The following is a 16,663-nucleotide window of genomic DNA, read 5'->3' as shown; positions in this document are numbered from 1 at the left end:
CGCGTTGGTGCGCCGGGACTATCCATACCGGACTAGTCGTCGGTGTGTTCCTCCGTGCCTTCGTCCGCGTCCCGGCTGAACTCGACGGTCCGAACGAGTTCGGAAATCGTCTCGCGGTCGCGTTCGGGAGCGGTTTCGATGGTCCCGCTTGCGACGGTGGTCGATTCGAGCGGGAGGACGCCGCCGGCGACGCCGTAGCTCGTTTCGGTCGGCCAGACGGCGACGTTGGCTTCGGCGTCGAGGTGTGTGAGTCCGGTTCCGTCCGTCGCGTTGTCCGTGCTCTCGGACTCGGACTCGGTTTCGGTTTCGGCTCTGTCACCGTGCTCCCGGTCGCCTCGATCGCTCGCCGGGGCGGGGACCGGATAGGCCACGTCGAGGACGTACCAGCGTCCCGCCTTCCCGTTCGGGCCCTCGAACTCGAGCGTCTCCCGGGTGCCGTCGATCGTGAGTCCCTCGTCCGTGAGAGTATCGACGAACTGCGCTTTCGCCTTCGGCGCGGCTTTCGAAAGCACGGCGTCGGGCGCGATGCCGACGGTCGACAGCGACGGGGAAATCGACAGATCGACGGCGAACAGCGATCGGAGCGGAACGTCGCTCGGACCGAGCGAGGCGGCGGGCGTCGTCTCGACCGGTTCGTACAGCGTCGTCTCGGCGGTGATCGACGCCACCAGGACGGTGGTCTGTCCGGTTCGGGTGCCGAGCGGTCGCCAGGTTTCGGCGAGGGCTGCAGGGAGATCGGTTGGCATCGCCCGTGGATACGGCGGTGGGTCCTTTCGGTGTGTCGCTCTCGTCACTCCGCGCCGGTCTCGTTCCGGTCGAAGTACAGTGCGCGTCGTTCGGCCGCCGCCGGCGTCGTCACCAGCGACACCGCGACGGTCGCGGCCAGTCCGAGTGCCATGCCGACGACCCCAGCCGACCATCCCGCGTACGTGCCGGGAACGACCGTCGTAAAGTGACTCGACAGGTAGAACGCCTGGCTGAGGAGGATTCCGGCTCCGATCCCCGCTCGCGTCGTCCGCCGCCAGTAGAGCGCGGCCAACACCGGCAGTGCGAGCTGGGCGAACCCGCTAAAGGCCGCATCGCCGAGTTCGAACAGCGTTGCCGGGTTCACGAGACTGACGAGGAACGCCGCCGTCGCGAAGACGACGACGCCGACGCGGGCGATCAGATCCTCGCGACGCTCGGACACGTCGCGCTCGCTGAACTCGGCGAGCGGGCGGTAGAGATCGCGCGTGAAGTACGACGAGCCGGACAGCAACATCGAGTCCGAGGACGACATCATCGCGGCCATTGCGCCGGCGATGACCAGCGCGGCGAACCAGCCTGGGGTGAACTCGGTGAGGACGAGAGGGAGGACGTTTCCGTCGGCCGGAACCGTCACGTCGAGACCGTGTGCCCATGCACCGATCATGAACGAGGGGACGAACAGGAGCACGCAGAGAATCGGCCAGAGCGCGAACGATCGCTTCAGAACGGTCCGCGAGCCGGCGGCGAAAAAGCGCTGGTTGACCTGCGGGAACATGGCGACGCCGAAGCCGATCACGAGCGCCCTCGAAAGCATCCACTGGGGCGTGTAGTGGTCGCTTCCGAGCGCGACGTGGGCGGCCGCCTCGGTTTCGAGCGCCGCCGTGGCGCTGGTCGGTCCGCCGACGACGGTCAGGAGCCAGAGCATCGCGACCCAGGTGGCGACGAGCATGAACGCGCCCTGCAGGGTGTCGGTCCAGGCGATCCCGCGCATCCCGGCGAGAACGACGTAGAGGATCATAAATGCCGTAATCAGCCCTGCGCCCGCCCAGTACGGTATCGCGCCGTCGGTCAGCGTTTCCAGGGCCGTGCCGGCACCGACTTGCTGAAGCATGACGTACGGAAAGAGCCAGAGCAGACTGACGGCCGCGATAAGGCCCCGAAGCAGCCCGGAGCCGAATCGGTCGCCAAGCATCTCGCCCAGCGTAACGTAGTCGTACTGCTGGCCGAGGAGCCACTGTTTGTAGCCGATGGCGTACCAGAGGATGGCGAAGATGATGCCGTCCATCAGCCCCATGACCAGTATCCACTCCGGTCCTTCGTGGTAGGCGATGTTCGGGCCGGCGAAGAACGTAAACGCCGAGAGTAGCGTGGCAAAGGTCGTAAAGAGGAGAACGACCGTTCCGAGCGTTCGGCTCGCGAGGTAGAAGTCTGCTGCGGTTCGATCCGTCAGCCGGTACGCGCTGAGTCCGATCAGCAGCGCCAGGACGAGATAGCCGACGACGATCCCGAGTTGTGCCGACAGCGTCACGGTGGCTCACCTCGCCGTTCAGATTCGAGTTCAGCGTCGGCCGGTTTTGGTTTCGATTTCTGTTCCGGTTTCGGTTCCGGATCCGGACCCGGACTCGAATTCGGCCCCGGATCAATGCCGATACCGAGTCCCCACGCATGGCGGGCGAAATACCAGAAGACAACCGACGCGAGTCCCATCCAGCCGACGTGCCACCAGAGCCACACAGGCAAGCCGGCGACGACGGTGCTGTTCCCCCACAGGAACCACGGAATTGCGAGCGCACAGAGGACGACACCGACCGTGATCCAGCCGGCGAGTTCGAGAGACCCCATACTCGCTGGTCGCAGCCTCGACGAGTAATAACTTTCCTTCGATAGCCGGTATTGAAGACAGATGATCTTCGATACGGCAGGTCGACTCCTTCTTGCGTTTTCTCGTAGGTAAAATCGCTCTTTCACGTAGGAAAAGGAGTATATGTGTCGGCGAGAGAATGAGAATACAACCGATATGGCCCGTCTGTTTCCACGCCGGAGCGAGACACCCGCCCAGGACGGGCAACCCCGAATCGTCGACCTCGAGGGCGAGGACGCTGACGCGGTGTTCAGCGCGCTGTCTTCGACGACGGCTCGCCAAATCTACTCCTGTCTCGATGGGGAGCCTGGAACGCCGAGCGATATCGCCGAAGCGATCGATTCGTCGATCCAGAACGTTCGGTACCACCTGGAGAACTTAGAGGACGCCGGTCTCGTCGAGGTTGTCGACACCTGGTACTCCTCGCGCGGCAACGAGATGAGCGTCTACGCCACGACCGACGGCCCGTTGATCGTGACGAGCGACGAGTCGACCGGCTCGCGACTCAAAACGGCTCTTTCGCGCCTTATCGGCGGAGTCGGTGCGCTCGTCGGCGGAAGCCTGCTCGTTCAGTACGGCGTGGCTCGGTGGGCCGGAGCATCGTCCACCGGCGGGCAGTCGGCACCGTTTTGGATTTCGGACGATTCGGCTTCACCGGATCAGGCCGATTCGCCGGGGTCGGGCCGGGAGGCCGGCGAACAGGGAAGCGGTAGTGGGGGCGGAAACCAGGCGGAGTCGACGAGCGGCGATGCGGATACCGGCGTCGGAACTGATTCGAACAGTAGCGGTGCCGATGAGACGGACGTCGAGATCGCGGGAACCGACGGCGGCCATTCGAACGGAACCGCCGATTCGAACGGAACGGCCGACGCGGCCGACGGCGGTGCCGGCACCGACGTCACTCCGAACGACTCGCACAACGCTACCGGCACCGACGCGTCCGATCCGGGCGCATCCCACGGCGACACCGGAGGCAACGACGGGATCATCGATCGCGTTCACGATTTCGCGACCGATATCGTCGATCACGTACAGGGGTTCACAACCGACGTTACGGACCCCCTTCTGACGAACATGCCGCCGGGACTGCTCTTTTTCCTCGGCGGACTCACCGTCTTGCTCGCCGTCACGGCCTACTGGTACTGGTTCTCTCCCCGCCCCGTCCGCTGACCGGCCGGCTCGGAACGATCGCCCTTCTGCCGACTCCGTACACAACCGCTCAGTTCATCTATATTTTTGTGTGTTGATCCTCGACACGTCGTTCGATCCCCAACCGACCGAACGGTAGTTTCGCATGTCAACAGCTATTTGCCGCTCACGAACCAATTATTCAGTAAACCGGTCTCTGTACGCGTCTCTCGCGTCACCGCGCCCCATACCGGGGCAGATCTCCCATGGAAGACACCTCGAAATACCTCATTCACGCGGACGTCACGGCTGACGGGGTCGTCGAGCGCAGCGACGTCGTCGGCGCTATCTTCGGGCAGACCGAAGGCCTGCTCGGCGACGAACTCGATCTGCGCGATCTCCGCCAATCACAGAAAGTCGGCCGTATCGATGTTGAAATCACGAGCACGCAGGGCCAATCCCACGGCAACGTCACCATTGCGACGAGTCTGGACAAAGTCGAAACCGCGACGCTCGCCGCCTCGCTCGAAACGATTACTCGCGTCGGCCCCTGCCGGGCAACCCTCGACGTCAGCGAAATCGAAGACGTACGGGCAGCCAAACGCAAGGAAGTCGTCGACCGCGCGAAGGAACTGCTCCGGACCGGCTTCGACGACTCCGTCATGTCCTCCGAAGAAATCCTCACCGAGGTGCGCCAACACGTCCGCGTCGAAGACATCACCGAATACGACGGCTTCCCCGCCGGTCCGCGTGTCACCGACAGCGACGCCATCATCGTCGTCGAAGGCCGCTCTGACGTCCTTACCCTGCTCAAGTACGGCGTCAAAAACGCCATCGCCGTCGAAGGCACGAACGTCCCCGACCCCATCGCCGACCTCACGGCCCACCGCACCGTCACCGCGTTCCTTGACGGCGACCGCGGCGGCGACCTCATCCTCGAAGAACTCTCACAGGTCGGCGACGTCGACTACGTCGCCTTCGCCCCCTCGGGCACCTCCGTCGAAGAACTCGACCACCACCAACTGTTTACCGCCCTCCGGAACAAAGTCCCGTACGATACCGTTTCGGGGCTCAATGAACCCCGCGAAGCCATCGCCGCAACCGACGGCAGTACGAGTCCCGCTCCCGCCCCCGGTCTCAACAGCGAGTCTCCCGTCGAATCCCCCCGCGGTACGGATACTGATACTGCATCCAACACCACCGCCGAAGGCACTTCCCACACATCTGGACCTCCCTCGTCCGCAAAGGCGGCCGATGCCCAGAACACAGCCGAGAACGCACTCGCCGAACCCACAACGGCTACCCACCCCTCGACGACCGAGGACGATGCCGAAACCGAAACGCACGGCACCGCCGACACAACGACCTCGTCCACCCCGAACACACACGCCCACGCCCGTCAGCCCGACTCGGCAACGGCCGACGACCAGTCGCTCGAAACCGTATACGAACACGCAACGGCGATTATCCGCTCGAACACCGACCGCGTCCGGTTTCTCGATGCCGAGAACGATATCATCGCCGAAGCGGACGCGAGTTCAGTGGGAGACGAACTCGCTGAACTCGAGTCGGTCCCGACGACGATCGTGTTAGATGGGATCCTCAGTCAACAGGTGCTCGATCTGGCGGCCGATCGAGGCGTCGAGCGGATTATCACGCGGTCGCTAGGACAGTTTACGAAGCGACCGACGAGCGTACAGATTCACGCGGTAGAAGACGTCGCGTCCGAACCGCCGGAGTAGGATCTCGGTGGCGGCTCTCCGCGTTGTGTACGTTCCATCCCTCTCTATCGGAGGCGAACGATGGATGGAGAGATCACGCGCGGCTATATACGGCTCAACCCGCTGTGAAAGATCTACTTCGTGTCTTCCATCCGTCACTATCTGTTGTCGCTGTTGTAGTCGAGTTCAGCGCTGGATGCCGATGGTCGTGGCGTGAGCCTGCAGGGCCGTCTCGGTGTCGACGGTGGCGGTAGCGCGGAACAGGCGGCTGCCGCGCTCTCGCTCGACGCGGACGTTCCGGAGCGCAGTGGCGTCCTCACGGTCCGTTTCGAGTGCTGCTGCGACGGTGTCGGTCGATAGCTGTGACGGATCGGCGACGACGCCGTAGGTTACCGTCGTTCGGTCGGCGGAGTGCACCGTCGCGGCGGTTCCGATGGCCTCAGCTGCATCGATGACGGCAAATAGTGCGTCCGTTTCGGACGCCCCGTTGAGTGCGTATTTGAGGAGGGCGCGAGTTCGGCCGTCGAGTGTGCCGGCACCGACAACATCTCCCGATAGCGTCCCTGCGAGTTTGTGGGCGGTTGTCCGACGTGGGAGGGTCGTTGCCGTCGGCGTCGAGGCGGTCGTCGACGCGGACGCCGTTGCCGACAGCGACGACTCGCCCGCACGACTCTCGAGGGCCGCGTCGACGTGTGTGAGGGCGGGTGACTGCGTTCTCGTTCCGGTCGCCGACCGCGCGTCGTAGCCGAGGACGACTGCATCGTCCGCGAGCGCGACGGCGAACTCGTCATCGACGAACCGCTCGGTGGATTGAGAGGAGGGCTGGCCGTCCCCGCGCTCTGCAACGGCGGTGAACTCGCGGTCGGTCAGTTCCGCACGGAGGGCGGCTCGAGAGAGCGAGCCAGTGACGACGGCTGCGCCCGCGAGGGGGGTGGCACCTGCAACGGTCGCAGTGCCGGTGGCGTGCTCGAGATCGGTGAGTGAAACGCCGTCAAGTCGCCGTTCGAGTTCGGCGATGAGCGGCCTGAGGTGGGCCGGAATGCGGGCGGCCTGGAGGGCGGTGCGGTTGGCGCTGGCGGTAAGAGTCGTTCCGGCCGACGAACGGTCGGTCTGACCGGTTGCTCGTGAAGCGGTGCGCGCCGCCGTGTTTGCGTTCGGACTGTCCTGTGCGGACGACTGCGTTCGGTCGCTGCCGGCGGCCTGGCCGATCAATGAAAGACTGCCAAGGGCCGCGGTCGCGCGCCGAACGAATGCACGTCTCGATCCCATACCCGATGTCTCGACCGGGCGTATATATACCGGGTGGCGTAGCTTCCGAGCGAGAAAATCCTTCCCATCTCGATTACGGCTCGTCGATCCGTACTGTGGACGGATGTCTCGTCACCAGACACGAGAACGGTGTCAGAACGGTATATTTATCAATTCAGTTTCAGAGCATTTTAACTAGGTCGTCGAAATGGAAATCAAGCCAAAGGAGCTGTTTTCCGAGCCGAGTGGATGGGAATCGGCTCGTATATCGCTTGGAACCGCACTTGCACTCGTTAGTATATACGCCTATTTCGAACTCCTGCATACTAGCGGATTAGTCGCTACGCTTGTGATCGCGTTCGCAGCGGGGCTGTCTGGGATTGCTGAACTGCTTCCGACGGACCAACGGTACGTAGCGAGCGCCTTACGGGTAACTGCAATCGGCATACTCGCGATGCTGGTGATACTGTCGCTACAGAGAGTGGTATCGTAATAGCTGGGACGAGAGTCGGCAACACACGGTTGACGTTCCCGGCGTCGTCGGCTCGAGACTGGCTGGAACTCTCCCGTCTGGAATATGGATGACATTCTCGTCACTGCCGACTTCGGTGTGCGAAGCAGCATCTGCCTATATCCCACATCACCCGAGCACGGCGATCGGGATCATCAACAGCGCACAGACGAGCGCACCGGCTAACGTCGCGAGGAAGTTGACGCCCTGATTGCCGAGGACCGACCCTTCGAGGGTCGCCCCGAGTAGGCTATCCACTGTCATGCCGGCGATGCCGGCCGCAACGATGATCACTGCGCCGATAGGATCGACGACGGGAAAGAGGACGTAGCTCAGGCCAGCGACGATGGCTGCACCGAGGAGACCGGCAACTTCGCCCTGCCAGGTGATGCCGCCGTCGGTGCCGGGATCGACGGGCTCGAGCGTCGTGATCAATCGCGGCGTCTCGAAGACGCTCCCGACCTCGCTCGAGAGCGTGTCGCTCATCGCGGTTGCGACGGAGCCGGCGAAGGCAAAGAGAAAGAGTTCAGCGTTGATCGACAGGAGGGCGGTTGAACTCGCGGCGTAGCCGAGGACGGCGGCGATGGCGACGGCGGCGTTGCCGAGGACGTTGCCGCTGCCGCGAGCGCCGTTGTTCTCCTCGGCGACGCCGAGTTCTTCTTTCCGGGTGTAGCGGAATTTGGTCGAGAGGCCGCCGATGCCGAAGAAGGCGATGAGGACGACGAACCAGTTGTAGTCGCCGAGAACGACCGTCAATAGGCCGAGGAGGATGCCGGTGATCATGCCGGCGATGGAGGCGGTATCGAGGGCGTAGGAGACGTAGCCGAGCGCCACGGTCACTGCGAGTGCGCCGACGATTTCGATCGCTCCGAGCCCGGGCTCGAGTTCGGCAAGCAGCCAGAGCAGGAGGCCGACCGAGAGCATGACGACGGGGTCGTCGTAGATCAGGAAGGCATCACGAAGAAGGGCGGCGAGGAGCGCACCGCTTGCGGCGAGAAAGAGGATGGTCGGGAGTTGGGACTCGATGGGGACGTTCGTCAGGGCGTAGACGGCGGCCTGGCTGGCGACGGCAGCGATGGTTGCGATCAGGCAGAATCCGGTGACGGCGGCGATTTCGTTGTCGGTACCGCTGTCGGTCCCGGTTTCGCTGTCCGCGTCTGTGCCCGTCGCCGTCCGAGCGCGGACGAGCCGCTCGGCGAGGTTGCCGTAGCCGACGAGGACGACGGTCCCAACGAAGACAGAAAGCGGCATCGACGACCTGACCGCCAGAAGGCCGAGGACGACGGCCGAAAGGACGAACGTGATGAGTCCGTAGAGGCGGCCGTCCTCGTAGTCACCGGGGTAGGCAAGCGCCTCGAACGCCGGGCCGGTAACGTCGGTAACGAGAAAGGCACCGAGCAGAACGACGGCTGCGACGCCCGTTGCAATCGCCGGCCCGGCAAGCGGTACGGCGAGCGAGAGCGTACTGAGGGCCGCGAAGACGCCGGCTCGCCGAACGGGTGATGTCACGATATCGGTGTCTTTCTGTGGCGGTTACTTGAAGGTTCCCGAACACGCTTCTTCCCGTGTTTCACCGGCGACAGTTCCTGTACCTGTGATCTGGGACGAGTGACGCCGTCAACTGGACCCGTAACCTGTATGGCATCTCACAAAGAAGCCGACGTGTGGGACTGTACGAACGGTATCTCGCCCGTCGAATTCGCCAGTACGATGCCGCTCCACCCGAGCACATCGCGCTCGTCATCACCGAGCGGGATCTCCTCGAGCGCGGTGCCTACGAGACGCTCGTCGACTTCTTCGAGTGGGCCTTTGAGTACGCCACCCAACTGACCGTCTACGTCAGCGTCCTCGACACCGCGGCCGTCCCGGCGCTCCGTCGTGAACTCGAAACGATCGACGCCCCGCGCGACGTTGCGGTCCGCGGTCCCGACGACCGAACGCCGGCTGATGCCCCCATCCAGATCGGAATCGGTCTCGGCGGCAAACACGAGTTCACGAGCGCGGTCCGGACGCTCGCAGAGCGTGTTGACGACGCTACACTCGAGCCGGAGGCGATCGATGACGAGCGCGTCGAGAACCATCTGGTGTTTCCGTCGGAGCCGGATCTCGTGATCAAGACGGGTGCAGAGCGCCTCTCGGACTTTATGATCTGGCAGTCGGTGTACTCGGAGCTGTACTTTACGGACATCAATTGGCGGGACTTTCGCAAGCGGGACTTCCTGCGAGCGGTTCGGGAGTACTGCAATCGGTCGCGACGGTTCGGCCGTTGAGTCGTCGGGTCGTTTCTCCGCGACTTGCTGGCTTGGCACGCCGGGCGGTCAGTACGCGTAATCAGACCGCGTCGAGGCAGTCGAGTCACGGGTTTCGTCGACGGGAGCGAGCAGGCTTTCTGCGCGTGGATGGTCGAACGCGACGACAGGTTGATCCATTCGAACGATACCCGAGCGTGCATCGTACTCGAGAATACCGAAATCCTCGAGTTTCGGCAGGACAGTGTGGACGAGTTCGATCTTGATCGACTCGGGGGAGTCGTCGTCCCACTGGGCGAGCGTCTCGCTCAACCAGTCGACCGAAACGGGCGTTTCACACGCTGAGAGGACGTGGAGTGTGATACGAAGCCGGACGTTCGCGAGGAGCGTATAGGCCTCGTCGAGTGGCACGTCCGTCAATCGTACGAACCGTTGGACGTCGACGGGAGCACTGCGAGACGACATTCAGCTACTATTGTCATACTAATTAATAAAATACTTCTGGTTATCTAGTTGACGTATCGTCGGTAACTCATCGCGTCTCCGGCGATAGCTCTGAGGACGGACGGGCGAAACGATACCGGATCAGTCAGCTGCGCGACTACTCGAATCGAGGCTATCCCCGTCCGTCCCGCCGGCGTCGTCCGATTCGTGAACGGCCGCCGCATCGACGTCGTCCTCGTGCGGGCGCTCGCCCGTCGGCAGCGAGTCGCGAAACCGGTTGACGATCGATTGGGCCTCGGTTAGTTCCGTCTCGCTGACGGCTCCGAGGAGGGCGAGGGCTCGTCGGGCTCGCGTGCGACGCCAGGATTCCGCGCGGTGTTCGTACGTCCGAATCCCGCGCAGGAAGTCCGCCTTCGAGAACTCGGGCCAGTAGGGCGTACAGAAAAAGACGGCCGCCTCGTTGCCGTTTGCGTGCCAGGGGAGGAAATTCGACGTGCGCTCGGCACCGCCGGTGCGGATGATCAGGTCGACATCCCGGACTGGCTGATCGTACAGTCGTTGTTCGATGGTCTCGACATCGATCTCGTCGGGATCGAGTTCACCCGCCTCGACATCGTGTGCGACACCCCGCGTCGCTTCGAGCAGTCGAGATCGACCGCCGTAGGCGAGCGCAATATTGAGGACGAACTGGTCGTAGCCCTGCGTTTTTCCCTCGGCGTAGTCGACGGCGTCTCGGACCCGGTCGGGGAGCATCTCCGTTTCGCCGATGACGCGAATACAGACGTCGTTGTCGTGGACGCGGTCGGCGTCGGCGAACTCGTACAGTTTGTCACAGAGGAGGTCGAACAGCGCCTCGTTTTCCTCGTCCGCCCGTTCGAAGTTCTCCGTCGAGAAAGTATACAGCGTCAGTTCTTCGACGCCGATATCCTGGCACCACTCGAGAACTCGTTCGGTCGTCTCGGCACCGGCGCGGTGGCCGTCGTGGGCGTCTCCGCCGTTCTGTCGCGCATACCGGCGGTTACCGTCCTGAATCACCGCGACGTGGGTCGGCGCACCGGCGATTTCACGGGAGAGTAACCGCTCGTAGACGGCATCGACGTGCTGACGGAACCACCGCTTCATCGATTGACGAGACGGTATCGAGGATTATGTGTCTTGTGTGGTATTCTCCGACAGTGAACGCCTGCGGCTCTGACACACGCTCGACTGCAGGGGGTGTGCGGTATCGATCGAGCGGGCTGCAACTGAATCGTGATGGCTATCAGTCCGCAGGTTCTCGAGTCGGCCAATGGCTAACGCGATCGACGACGATCTGTACCAGCGAACCAAGGCGCTGCTCGAACCGGGTGACGTTCGACTCAACGGCGCGATCGTTCACACCGAGTACGACGGCAGCGAGGACGTACGGATGATGCAGGCGACGATCGACGTGGGGGACATCATCGCCGAGCATTCCGGATACGATCCGCAGGACTGCTATGTCTACTCCGGCAACGACGACACGGACTTCTCCTCGAACCAGCACCAGGGGCTCACGCTGGAGGACGAGGCGTTCGTCTGGGAGTGCCAACAGCTGCTGCGCGAGGGGAGTTTCGACATCGTGATCTACTACGAGGCGAGCGCCGACCACGAGGCGATCCTCGCAGATATCGAGGCGTTGGGCTTCGACGTGACCGGTGTCGAAGGCGAGTAGACGGGATCGATCTCCGTTTCCAGTTAGCTTCCGATACAATCAGGATCGCAGATGCTTTAGTGCCGGTCTATCCTACCGTTGCGTATGGGTTCATACGTGAGCGGCGTCGGCTCCTGCATCCTCGGTCTCGTCGTTTCGCTCCTCCACCTCTCACCGCCGTACGCAATCCAGCGGATCGTCGACGGCACTTGGTGGTGGTTCCCGCAACTCGAGCCGGTCAGCCACACGCTCATCCTGTACAATTCGGTCGTCGGTGCCGCTACCTTCGCCCTCGGCGTCGTCGGCATCTTCGCGCTCGGCTACCGGGCCGGCGCTGAACTCGAGTTCAGTGCGGATGCTCGTCGGTTGGCACTGGTCGTTGGTCTCGGTAGCGTGATCGGGTATGCGCTGCCGGTTATCGCCGTCGTCGTCCTGTCGGTGGTCGACGGTGGAACGGCGCTGGGTGGGGTGAGAATGTCTCTGTCTCTGTCTCTGTTGCAGGTTACCGGGCAAACGATCGGATTCGGAATCCAGTCGGCGCTGATCGGTTTTGCCGGCGCGGCGTTCGCGCATCAATCCGCGAACTCGGATCGGCGCACGGCCGTCGACGTCTGAACTGGCTCCTTCCCGCCGCTCAGCGGTAGATATAAGTCACTACCGATCAACAATTAGGACGGAAGCCATAACAGGGTACGAAAGTGCCCCGGATGCTAGCACATCCGAGACGTGGCTTCCAATCGCGGCTGAAGCCATGATTGCGTACATTCTCACGGGATATAAACATCCCGCACGACTGATGCATCGTCACAAACAGCGAGCAGCGGCGCTATTCTCCGAGAGAGCCAGGGCAACGGGGTGGCAGTCGACATGACCGACGAGTTCGCATCGGATCGGTCGACCGCCGGAACGGACAGCGGCTCGGACAGTAGTGCCGACCGAGATGGCAGTGCCGACTCGGACGACCGGCGGCGCTGTCCCCGCTGTGATACGCCCATCCTTCGGACCACCGTGATCGGCCCGACCGAGGCGATCGCCGGCCCCTGCGGCTGTCGCGTTGCCCCGCCGGTCCCCGACCGATCCGACTGAGCCACCGCGAGACGAGTTCACCGCAGCCACACGGCAGCCTGCGACGGTGAACTCGGGTCGCGGCGGCCAGCCGAGTTGTCGGTGGATGTTCGAGGACCACCACAACCACCATCGAAACCACCGACACCACCGCACAACTCGGCCCGCAATCGCGACGCGCGACCGATACCGAACGCCGCAACCGAACTCAACCTGAACTCGAACGCGGGTGATCTGCACTTTCACCACCGTAACGGGCGATACGTGCAGCGCTCCGCCGAGCCGTCGAAACCGACCGGGGCCGAAGGTATATGCGCCCCTGTCACAAATGTCAATAGTATGGGTCTACCCGACCGGTTCCGCGACCTGCCGGCGTGGGCGGCGGTGCTCGCTTCCGTACTCGGGCTCATGGTCGTCCTGACCGTGCTTTCGATGGTTCTCGGGATCGTGTTTGCGGGTATCGCCGTCGGGATGGAACTCGGGAGCCCCACGCTCGGCGCTCTCGCCGCACTGCTCGGTCTCGCCATCGTCACCGTTCCGGCCGTTGCGTTCGTCGTGGCGATGAGAGGCGGTGAGGACGAACGCGATAGCGGTCACGGTGCACGATATGATGACGCGTCCGACGATCGGGTTGCGACACTCAGAGAGCGATACATGGCCGGCGAGATCGATGACGAGACGTTCGAACAACGGGTTGATGAACTCCTTTCCGGCACGGATGCAACCGCCGCTGGGACCGAACGAGAGTCGAGCAAGCGTCGCAATCACGCCGCCGACCGTGCGGACGAGACGCGGACACCCGAACGAGAGCGGTAACTGAACCGGCCGAACACGTACGCCAGCAGTCGTTCGATCACCCCGATTGGCTTATGCACCGCCAGTCGTGAGTACACCATATGACACCCGAGGTCGACCTCACGGACCGCGAACGGGCCGTCGTCAACGCCTTTCAGGGCGGCTTTCCCGTCGTCGACCGGCCGTTCGAACCCGCCGCAGCGGCCATGCGCGAACGCGGGGTCGACATTACTGCGACCGAACTCCTCGAAACGATTCGCGACCTGAACGATCGCGGCGTTCTCTCCCGGTTCGGCCCGCTGGTCAACGCCCAAAAGATCGGCGGCACGGCGACGCTTGTCGCGATGCACGCCCCCGCGGACCGGTTCGACGAGATCGTCGAGCGGGTCAACGACCACCGCGAGGTCGCACACAACTACGAGCGCGAGCACCCGCACTTGAACGTCTGGTTCGTCGTCTCAGTCGCCGAGGAATCGCGTGTCGAAGAAGTGCTCGCCGCAATCGAGGACGAAACCGGACAGGAGACGTACAACCTCCCCAAACAGCACGAGTTCCGCGTCGAGGCGAAGTTCTACGTCGACGGTCCGCTTTCGCCGGGCGACGCGGGCGATCCGACCGACGCCAGCATCGACCTCACGGAACTAGGTCCCGACGTCTCGCCGCGAGACGAGTCCACGCTGTCGCCCGCCGAACGCGACCTCGTCCTCGAAATTCAGGACGGCCTCCCGCTCACCGACACGCCGTACGCGGACGTGGCCGCCGCCATCGAGCAGGATCTCGAGTGGGTCCTCGAGACGACGAAGCGGTTCGAACGCGAGGGGAAGATCCGCCGCATCGGCGTCGTCCCCAACCACTACGCGCTCGGCTACACCGAGAACGGTATGACCGTCTGGAACGTTCCGGACGAACTCGTCCCCGAAGTCGGCCCCGAGATTGCCGGACTCCCCTTCGTCACCCACTGCTACGAACGCCCGCGCCACGAGGGCGTCTGGCCGTACAACTTCTTCGCGATGACCCACGGCCGCAGCGAGGCCGAGAGCCAGCGCCGCATCCAGCAGGTTCGCGAGACGATGGCCGAGTTCTGGGACGTGACCGACGAGGACTGGGACTCGCTGTTCTCGACGCAGATTCTGAAGAAGACCGGGATTCGACTCGACGAACGCGCTGCGGCGAACACGCACACGGAGTAACTGCGCTCGATGATTCCGCTGCTTCACGACTTTACGGACGCGACGGTGCTCGTCTTCGGCGGCGGCCCCGTCGGCGCGCGGAAGGCGCGCCGGTTCGCTCGGGAAGCCGACGTGATCGTCGTCAGCCCCGCGTTCAGCGACGCGGATTTCGGCGGGGCAGAGCGGTGTCGGGCTGCCCCTGACCCGGACGACGTGCCGGACTGGATCAAGCGCGCGGCTCCCGCCCTGACCGTCGCCGCAACCGACGACGAAGCGGTCAACGACGCCGTCGTGGCGGCCGCGCGGGAGCGGGGCATTCTCGTCAACCGCGCGGACCGCGCCGGCGGCCGCGAGCCGGGCAGCGTCGTCGTCCCTGCGACCGTCCGCGAGGACCCTGTCGTCGTCTCTGTCGCAACCGGCGGAACCGCGCCGGCGCTCAGTAAGTACCTCCGCCAGGAACTCGAAGCGACGCTCGACGGCGCGGGCGCAATGGCGACGCTCTGCGGTGAGTTGCGGGCCGAACTCAAGGCTCGCGACGTGGCCCCGGCGCGGCGACGTGAACTCGTCACCGATGTCGTCAATTCTCCGGCCGTTTGGACAGCTTTACGTAACGGAGACCCAAAGACACGACAAGTGATCGAGGACGTGCTGGGCGAGGAGTTGCCATCTGCGGGTGATCGTTCGTGATATCAGCCGGCGTCATCACCGCCGCCCGCGTCACCCACGAGAGCGGGAGCGTCGACGACCTTGCAGCGGCCAGTCCCGACAGTCAGCAGGACGCCGTCGCCGACCTCGTCTCGGTCGAGGGAATCGAGGAGGCCTACGTCCTCTCGACGTGCAACCGAGTCGAAGCCTACGTCGTCGGCACCGACGCCGCCGTCGGCCGCGCCGCACTCTCGGAACTTTTCTCCGGTATCGACGACGAGGCGCTCGTTCGTACCGACCACGACGAGAGCCTGCGCCACCTGCTCCGGGTCGCGGCCGGCCTCGAATCGGTCGTCCTCGGCGAGGACCAGATCATCGGCCAGGTCCGAACCGCCTACGAGGACGCCCGCGTCGCCGGCGGCATCGGCTCGATGCTCGAATCCGCCGTGACGAAGGCCATCCACGTCGGCGAACGCGCCCGGACCGAAACCGCGATCAACGAGGGTGTCGTCTCCCTCGGCTCCGCCGCGACGCGCCTCGCCGCCACCACGATCTCGCTCGACGGCGCAACCGCACTCGTCGTCGGTGCCGGCGAGATGGGCCAACTCGCCGCCCGAAGCCTCGCGGACGCCGGCGTCGACGAACTCGTCATCGCAAACCGTACCGTCTCTCACGCCGACCACCTCGTTACCGAACTCGGCGACCGGACCGACGCCGAAACGCGCGCCGTTCCGCTCGAATCTCTCGATACCATCGCGACCCAGGCGGATGTAATCGTGACAGCGACCGGGAGCGACGAGCCGCTCCTCGAACGCCGGCACCTGGCTGGCGACCGGGACGCCACGACTCCGACCGACGCCGATCGTGTCATCGTCGACCTCGGTCAACCCCGCGATGTCGCTCCCGCAACCGACACGCTCGAAACCATCACCGTCTACGATCTCGACGACCTCGAAACCGTTACCGAGGAAACACACGTCAAGCGGGCCGACGCCGCACGCGAAGTCGAAACCATGATCGACCGCGAGTTCGATCTGCTCTGCGACCAGTACAAACGGGCCCGCGCCGACGAAGTCATCGGCGCGATGTACGAGTCCGCAGCGCGGATCAAGGAACGTGAACTCGAGACGGCGATCTCACAGCTCGAGGACGATTCGCTGACGCCGGCACAGCGCGAGGTTATCGAGTCGATGGCGGATGCGCTGGTCAACCAGTTGCTTGCCCCCCCGACCAGAAGTTTGCGCGAGGCGGCGGCCGAGGACGACTGGAGCACGATCAATACGGCACTCCAGTTGTTCGATCCCGACTTCGGTGACGAGGAGGTGCCGTCGCTGTTTGCGAACGCGAGGTCCGAATCGCGCTCGGCGGTGCAGTTCGAGGCGACCGACGACGATTAACGAGTGGGCGG

General features: G+C 64.0%; 17 protein-coding genes. 10 read left to right on the top strand and 7 right to left on the bottom strand.

The window, feature by feature from the left end; all coding sequences use genetic code 11:
- Nucleotides 1-32: 32 nt before the first annotated feature.
- From C484_RS05725 to C484_RS05715, 3 genes are read right to left on the bottom strand one after another with little or no spacing between them, the layout of a single operon-like run.
- Nucleotides 33-746: a hypothetical protein gene (locus C484_RS05725; protein ID WP_006824999.1), complete on the bottom strand. Its 714-nt coding sequence runs from the start codon at nt 744-746 to the stop codon at nt 33-35.
- 44 nt (nt 747-790) lie between these two features.
- Nucleotides 791-2,275: a sodium:solute symporter family protein gene (locus C484_RS05720; RefSeq protein ID WP_006824998.1), complete on the bottom strand. Its 1,485-nt coding sequence runs from the start codon at nt 2,273-2,275 to the stop codon at nt 791-793.
- Complete coding sequence (locus C484_RS05715) at nt 2,272-2,589, bottom strand: DUF3311 domain-containing protein (RefSeq protein ID WP_006824997.1); 318 nt, start codon at nt 2,587-2,589, stop codon at nt 2,272-2,274. Before C484_RS05715 ends, C484_RS05720 begins: the two co-directional genes overlap by 4 nt.
- Nucleotides 2,590-2,764: 175 nt before the next feature.
- Here C484_RS05715 and C484_RS05710 point away from each other — a divergent pair, with 175 nt between their 5' ends.
- Nucleotides 2,765-3,778 (top strand): ArsR/SmtB family transcription factor, encoded by a 1,014-nt coding sequence (locus tag C484_RS05710; protein ID WP_049915053.1) that lies wholly within the window; start codon nt 2,765-2,767, stop codon nt 3,776-3,778.
- Nucleotides 3,779-4,002: 224 nt separating this feature from the next.
- A complete protein-coding gene (gene dnaG, locus C484_RS05705; RefSeq protein ID WP_006824995.1) occupies nt 4,003-5,478 on the top strand; it encodes a DNA primase DnaG in 1,476 nt (491 codons plus the stop codon).
- A 165-nt stretch (nt 5,479-5,643) separates the two neighbouring features.
- On the opposite strand, the gene C484_RS05700 is transcribed toward dnaG, so the two are convergent.
- Both C484_RS05700 and C484_RS05690 read right to left on the bottom strand, forming a co-directional pair.
- The gene (locus tag C484_RS05700; protein WP_006824994.1) at nt 5,644-6,726 is read right to left on the bottom strand and encodes a hypothetical protein; all 1,083 of its coding nucleotides are present in this window, start codon (nt 6,724-6,726) and stop codon (nt 5,644-5,646) included.
- Nucleotides 6,727-7,345: 619 nt separating this feature from the next.
- Entirely contained in the window at nt 7,346-8,725 is a 1,380-nt protein-coding gene (locus C484_RS05690) for a DUF92 domain-containing protein (RefSeq protein WP_006824992.1), read from the bottom strand.
- A 155-nt stretch (nt 8,726-8,880) separates the two neighbouring features.
- On the opposite strand from C484_RS05690, the gene C484_RS05685 reads away from it, so the two are divergent.
- Entirely contained in the window at nt 8,881-9,486 is a 606-nt protein-coding gene (locus C484_RS05685) for an undecaprenyl diphosphate synthase family protein (protein ID WP_006824991.1), read from the top strand.
- Nucleotides 9,487-9,534: 48 nt separating this feature from the next.
- On the opposite strand, the gene C484_RS05680 is transcribed toward C484_RS05685, so the two are convergent.
- Entirely contained in the window at nt 9,535-9,930 is a 396-nt protein-coding gene (locus tag C484_RS05680) for a DUF7344 domain-containing protein (RefSeq protein ID WP_006824990.1), read from the bottom strand.
- 120 nt (nt 9,931-10,050) lie between these two features.
- Nucleotides 10,051-11,031, bottom strand: a complete 981-nt coding sequence (uppS, locus tag C484_RS05675) for a polyprenyl diphosphate synthase (RefSeq protein WP_006824989.1) — start codon at nt 11,029-11,031, stop codon at nt 10,051-10,053.
- A gap of 166 nt (nt 11,032-11,197) precedes the next feature.
- On the opposite strand from uppS, the gene C484_RS05670 reads away from it, so the two are divergent.
- The 7 genes from C484_RS05670 to hemA all read left to right on the top strand — a co-directional run bounded on the left by C484_RS05670 (nt 11,198) and on the right by hemA (nt 16,652).
- The gene (locus C484_RS05670) at nt 11,198-11,602 is read left to right on the top strand and encodes a DUF5778 family protein (RefSeq protein ID WP_006824988.1); all 405 of its coding nucleotides are present in this window, start codon (nt 11,198-11,200) and stop codon (nt 11,600-11,602) included.
- An 84-nt stretch (nt 11,603-11,686) separates the two neighbouring features.
- Nucleotides 11,687-12,196, top strand: a complete 510-nt coding sequence (locus C484_RS05665) for a hypothetical protein (RefSeq protein ID WP_006824987.1) — start codon at nt 11,687-11,689, stop codon at nt 12,194-12,196.
- Between the two features lie 252 nt (nt 12,197-12,448).
- Nucleotides 12,449-12,667 (top strand): hypothetical protein, encoded by a 219-nt coding sequence (locus C484_RS05660; RefSeq protein ID WP_006824986.1) that lies wholly within the window; start codon nt 12,449-12,451, stop codon nt 12,665-12,667.
- Nucleotides 12,668-12,985: 318 nt separating this feature from the next.
- A complete protein-coding gene (locus C484_RS05655; protein ID WP_006824985.1) occupies nt 12,986-13,462 on the top strand; it encodes an SHOCT domain-containing protein in 477 nt (158 codons plus the stop codon).
- An 80-nt stretch (nt 13,463-13,542) separates the two neighbouring features.
- Nucleotides 13,543-14,631, top strand: coding sequence for a siroheme decarboxylase subunit beta (ahbB, locus tag C484_RS05650; protein ID WP_006824984.1), 1,089 nt, complete (start codon nt 13,543-13,545; stop codon nt 14,629-14,631).
- Nucleotides 14,632-14,640: 9 nt separating this feature from the next.
- Complete coding sequence (locus tag C484_RS05645) at nt 14,641-15,297, top strand: precorrin-2 dehydrogenase/sirohydrochlorin ferrochelatase family protein (protein ID WP_006824983.1); 657 nt, start codon at nt 14,641-14,643, stop codon at nt 15,295-15,297.
- Nucleotides 15,294-16,652 (top strand): glutamyl-tRNA reductase, encoded by a 1,359-nt coding sequence (gene hemA / locus C484_RS05640; protein WP_006824982.1) that lies wholly within the window; start codon nt 15,294-15,296, stop codon nt 16,650-16,652. The genes C484_RS05645 and hemA overlap by 4 nt, the downstream gene beginning before the upstream one ends.
- Nucleotides 16,653-16,663 lie beyond the last annotated feature (11 nt).

This window comes from Natrialba taiwanensis DSM 12281, assembly GCF_000337595.1.
In the GTDB taxonomy this organism is placed as follows: Archaea; Halobacteriota; Halobacteria; order Halobacteriales; family Natrialbaceae; genus Natrialba; species Natrialba taiwanensis.
This window is presented reverse-complemented; position numbering and strand designations above follow the sequence as displayed.

What these genes read in the sequence shown, in the direction of transcription:
- C484_RS05725 (WP_006824999.1), bottom strand. Translation starts at nt 746, where the DNA reads ATGCCAACCGATCTCCCTGCAGCCCTCGCCGAAACCTGGCGACCGCTC.
- C484_RS05715 (WP_006824997.1), bottom strand. Translation starts at nt 2,589, where the DNA reads ATGGGGTCTCTCGAACTCGCCGGCTGGATCACGGTCGGTGTCGTCCTC.
- C484_RS05710 (WP_049915053.1), top strand. Translation starts at nt 2,765, where the DNA reads ATGGCCCGTCTGTTTCCACGCCGGAGCGAGACACCCGCCCAGGACGGG.
- dnaG (WP_006824995.1), top strand. Translation starts at nt 4,003, where the DNA reads ATGGAAGACACCTCGAAATACCTCATTCACGCGGACGTCACGGCTGAC.
- C484_RS05700 (WP_006824994.1), bottom strand. Translation starts at nt 6,726, where the DNA reads ATGGGATCGAGACGTGCATTCGTTCGGCGCGCGACCGCGGCCCTTGGC.
- C484_RS05680 (WP_006824990.1), bottom strand. Translation starts at nt 9,930, where the DNA reads ATGTCGTCTCGCAGTGCTCCCGTCGACGTCCAACGGTTCGTACGATTG.
- uppS (WP_006824989.1), bottom strand. Translation starts at nt 11,031, where the DNA reads ATGAAGCGGTGGTTCCGTCAGCACGTCGATGCCGTCTACGAGCGGTTA.
- C484_RS05670 (WP_006824988.1), top strand. Translation starts at nt 11,198, where the DNA reads ATGGCTAACGCGATCGACGACGATCTGTACCAGCGAACCAAGGCGCTG.
- C484_RS05665 (WP_006824987.1), top strand. Translation starts at nt 11,687, where the DNA reads ATGGGTTCATACGTGAGCGGCGTCGGCTCCTGCATCCTCGGTCTCGTC.
- C484_RS05660 (WP_006824986.1), top strand. Translation starts at nt 12,449, where the DNA reads ATGACCGACGAGTTCGCATCGGATCGGTCGACCGCCGGAACGGACAGC.
- C484_RS05655 (WP_006824985.1), top strand. Translation starts at nt 12,986, where the DNA reads ATGGGTCTACCCGACCGGTTCCGCGACCTGCCGGCGTGGGCGGCGGTG.
- ahbB (WP_006824984.1), top strand. Translation starts at nt 13,543, where the DNA reads ATGACACCCGAGGTCGACCTCACGGACCGCGAACGGGCCGTCGTCAAC.
- C484_RS05645 (WP_006824983.1), top strand. Translation starts at nt 14,641, where the DNA reads ATGATTCCGCTGCTTCACGACTTTACGGACGCGACGGTGCTCGTCTTC.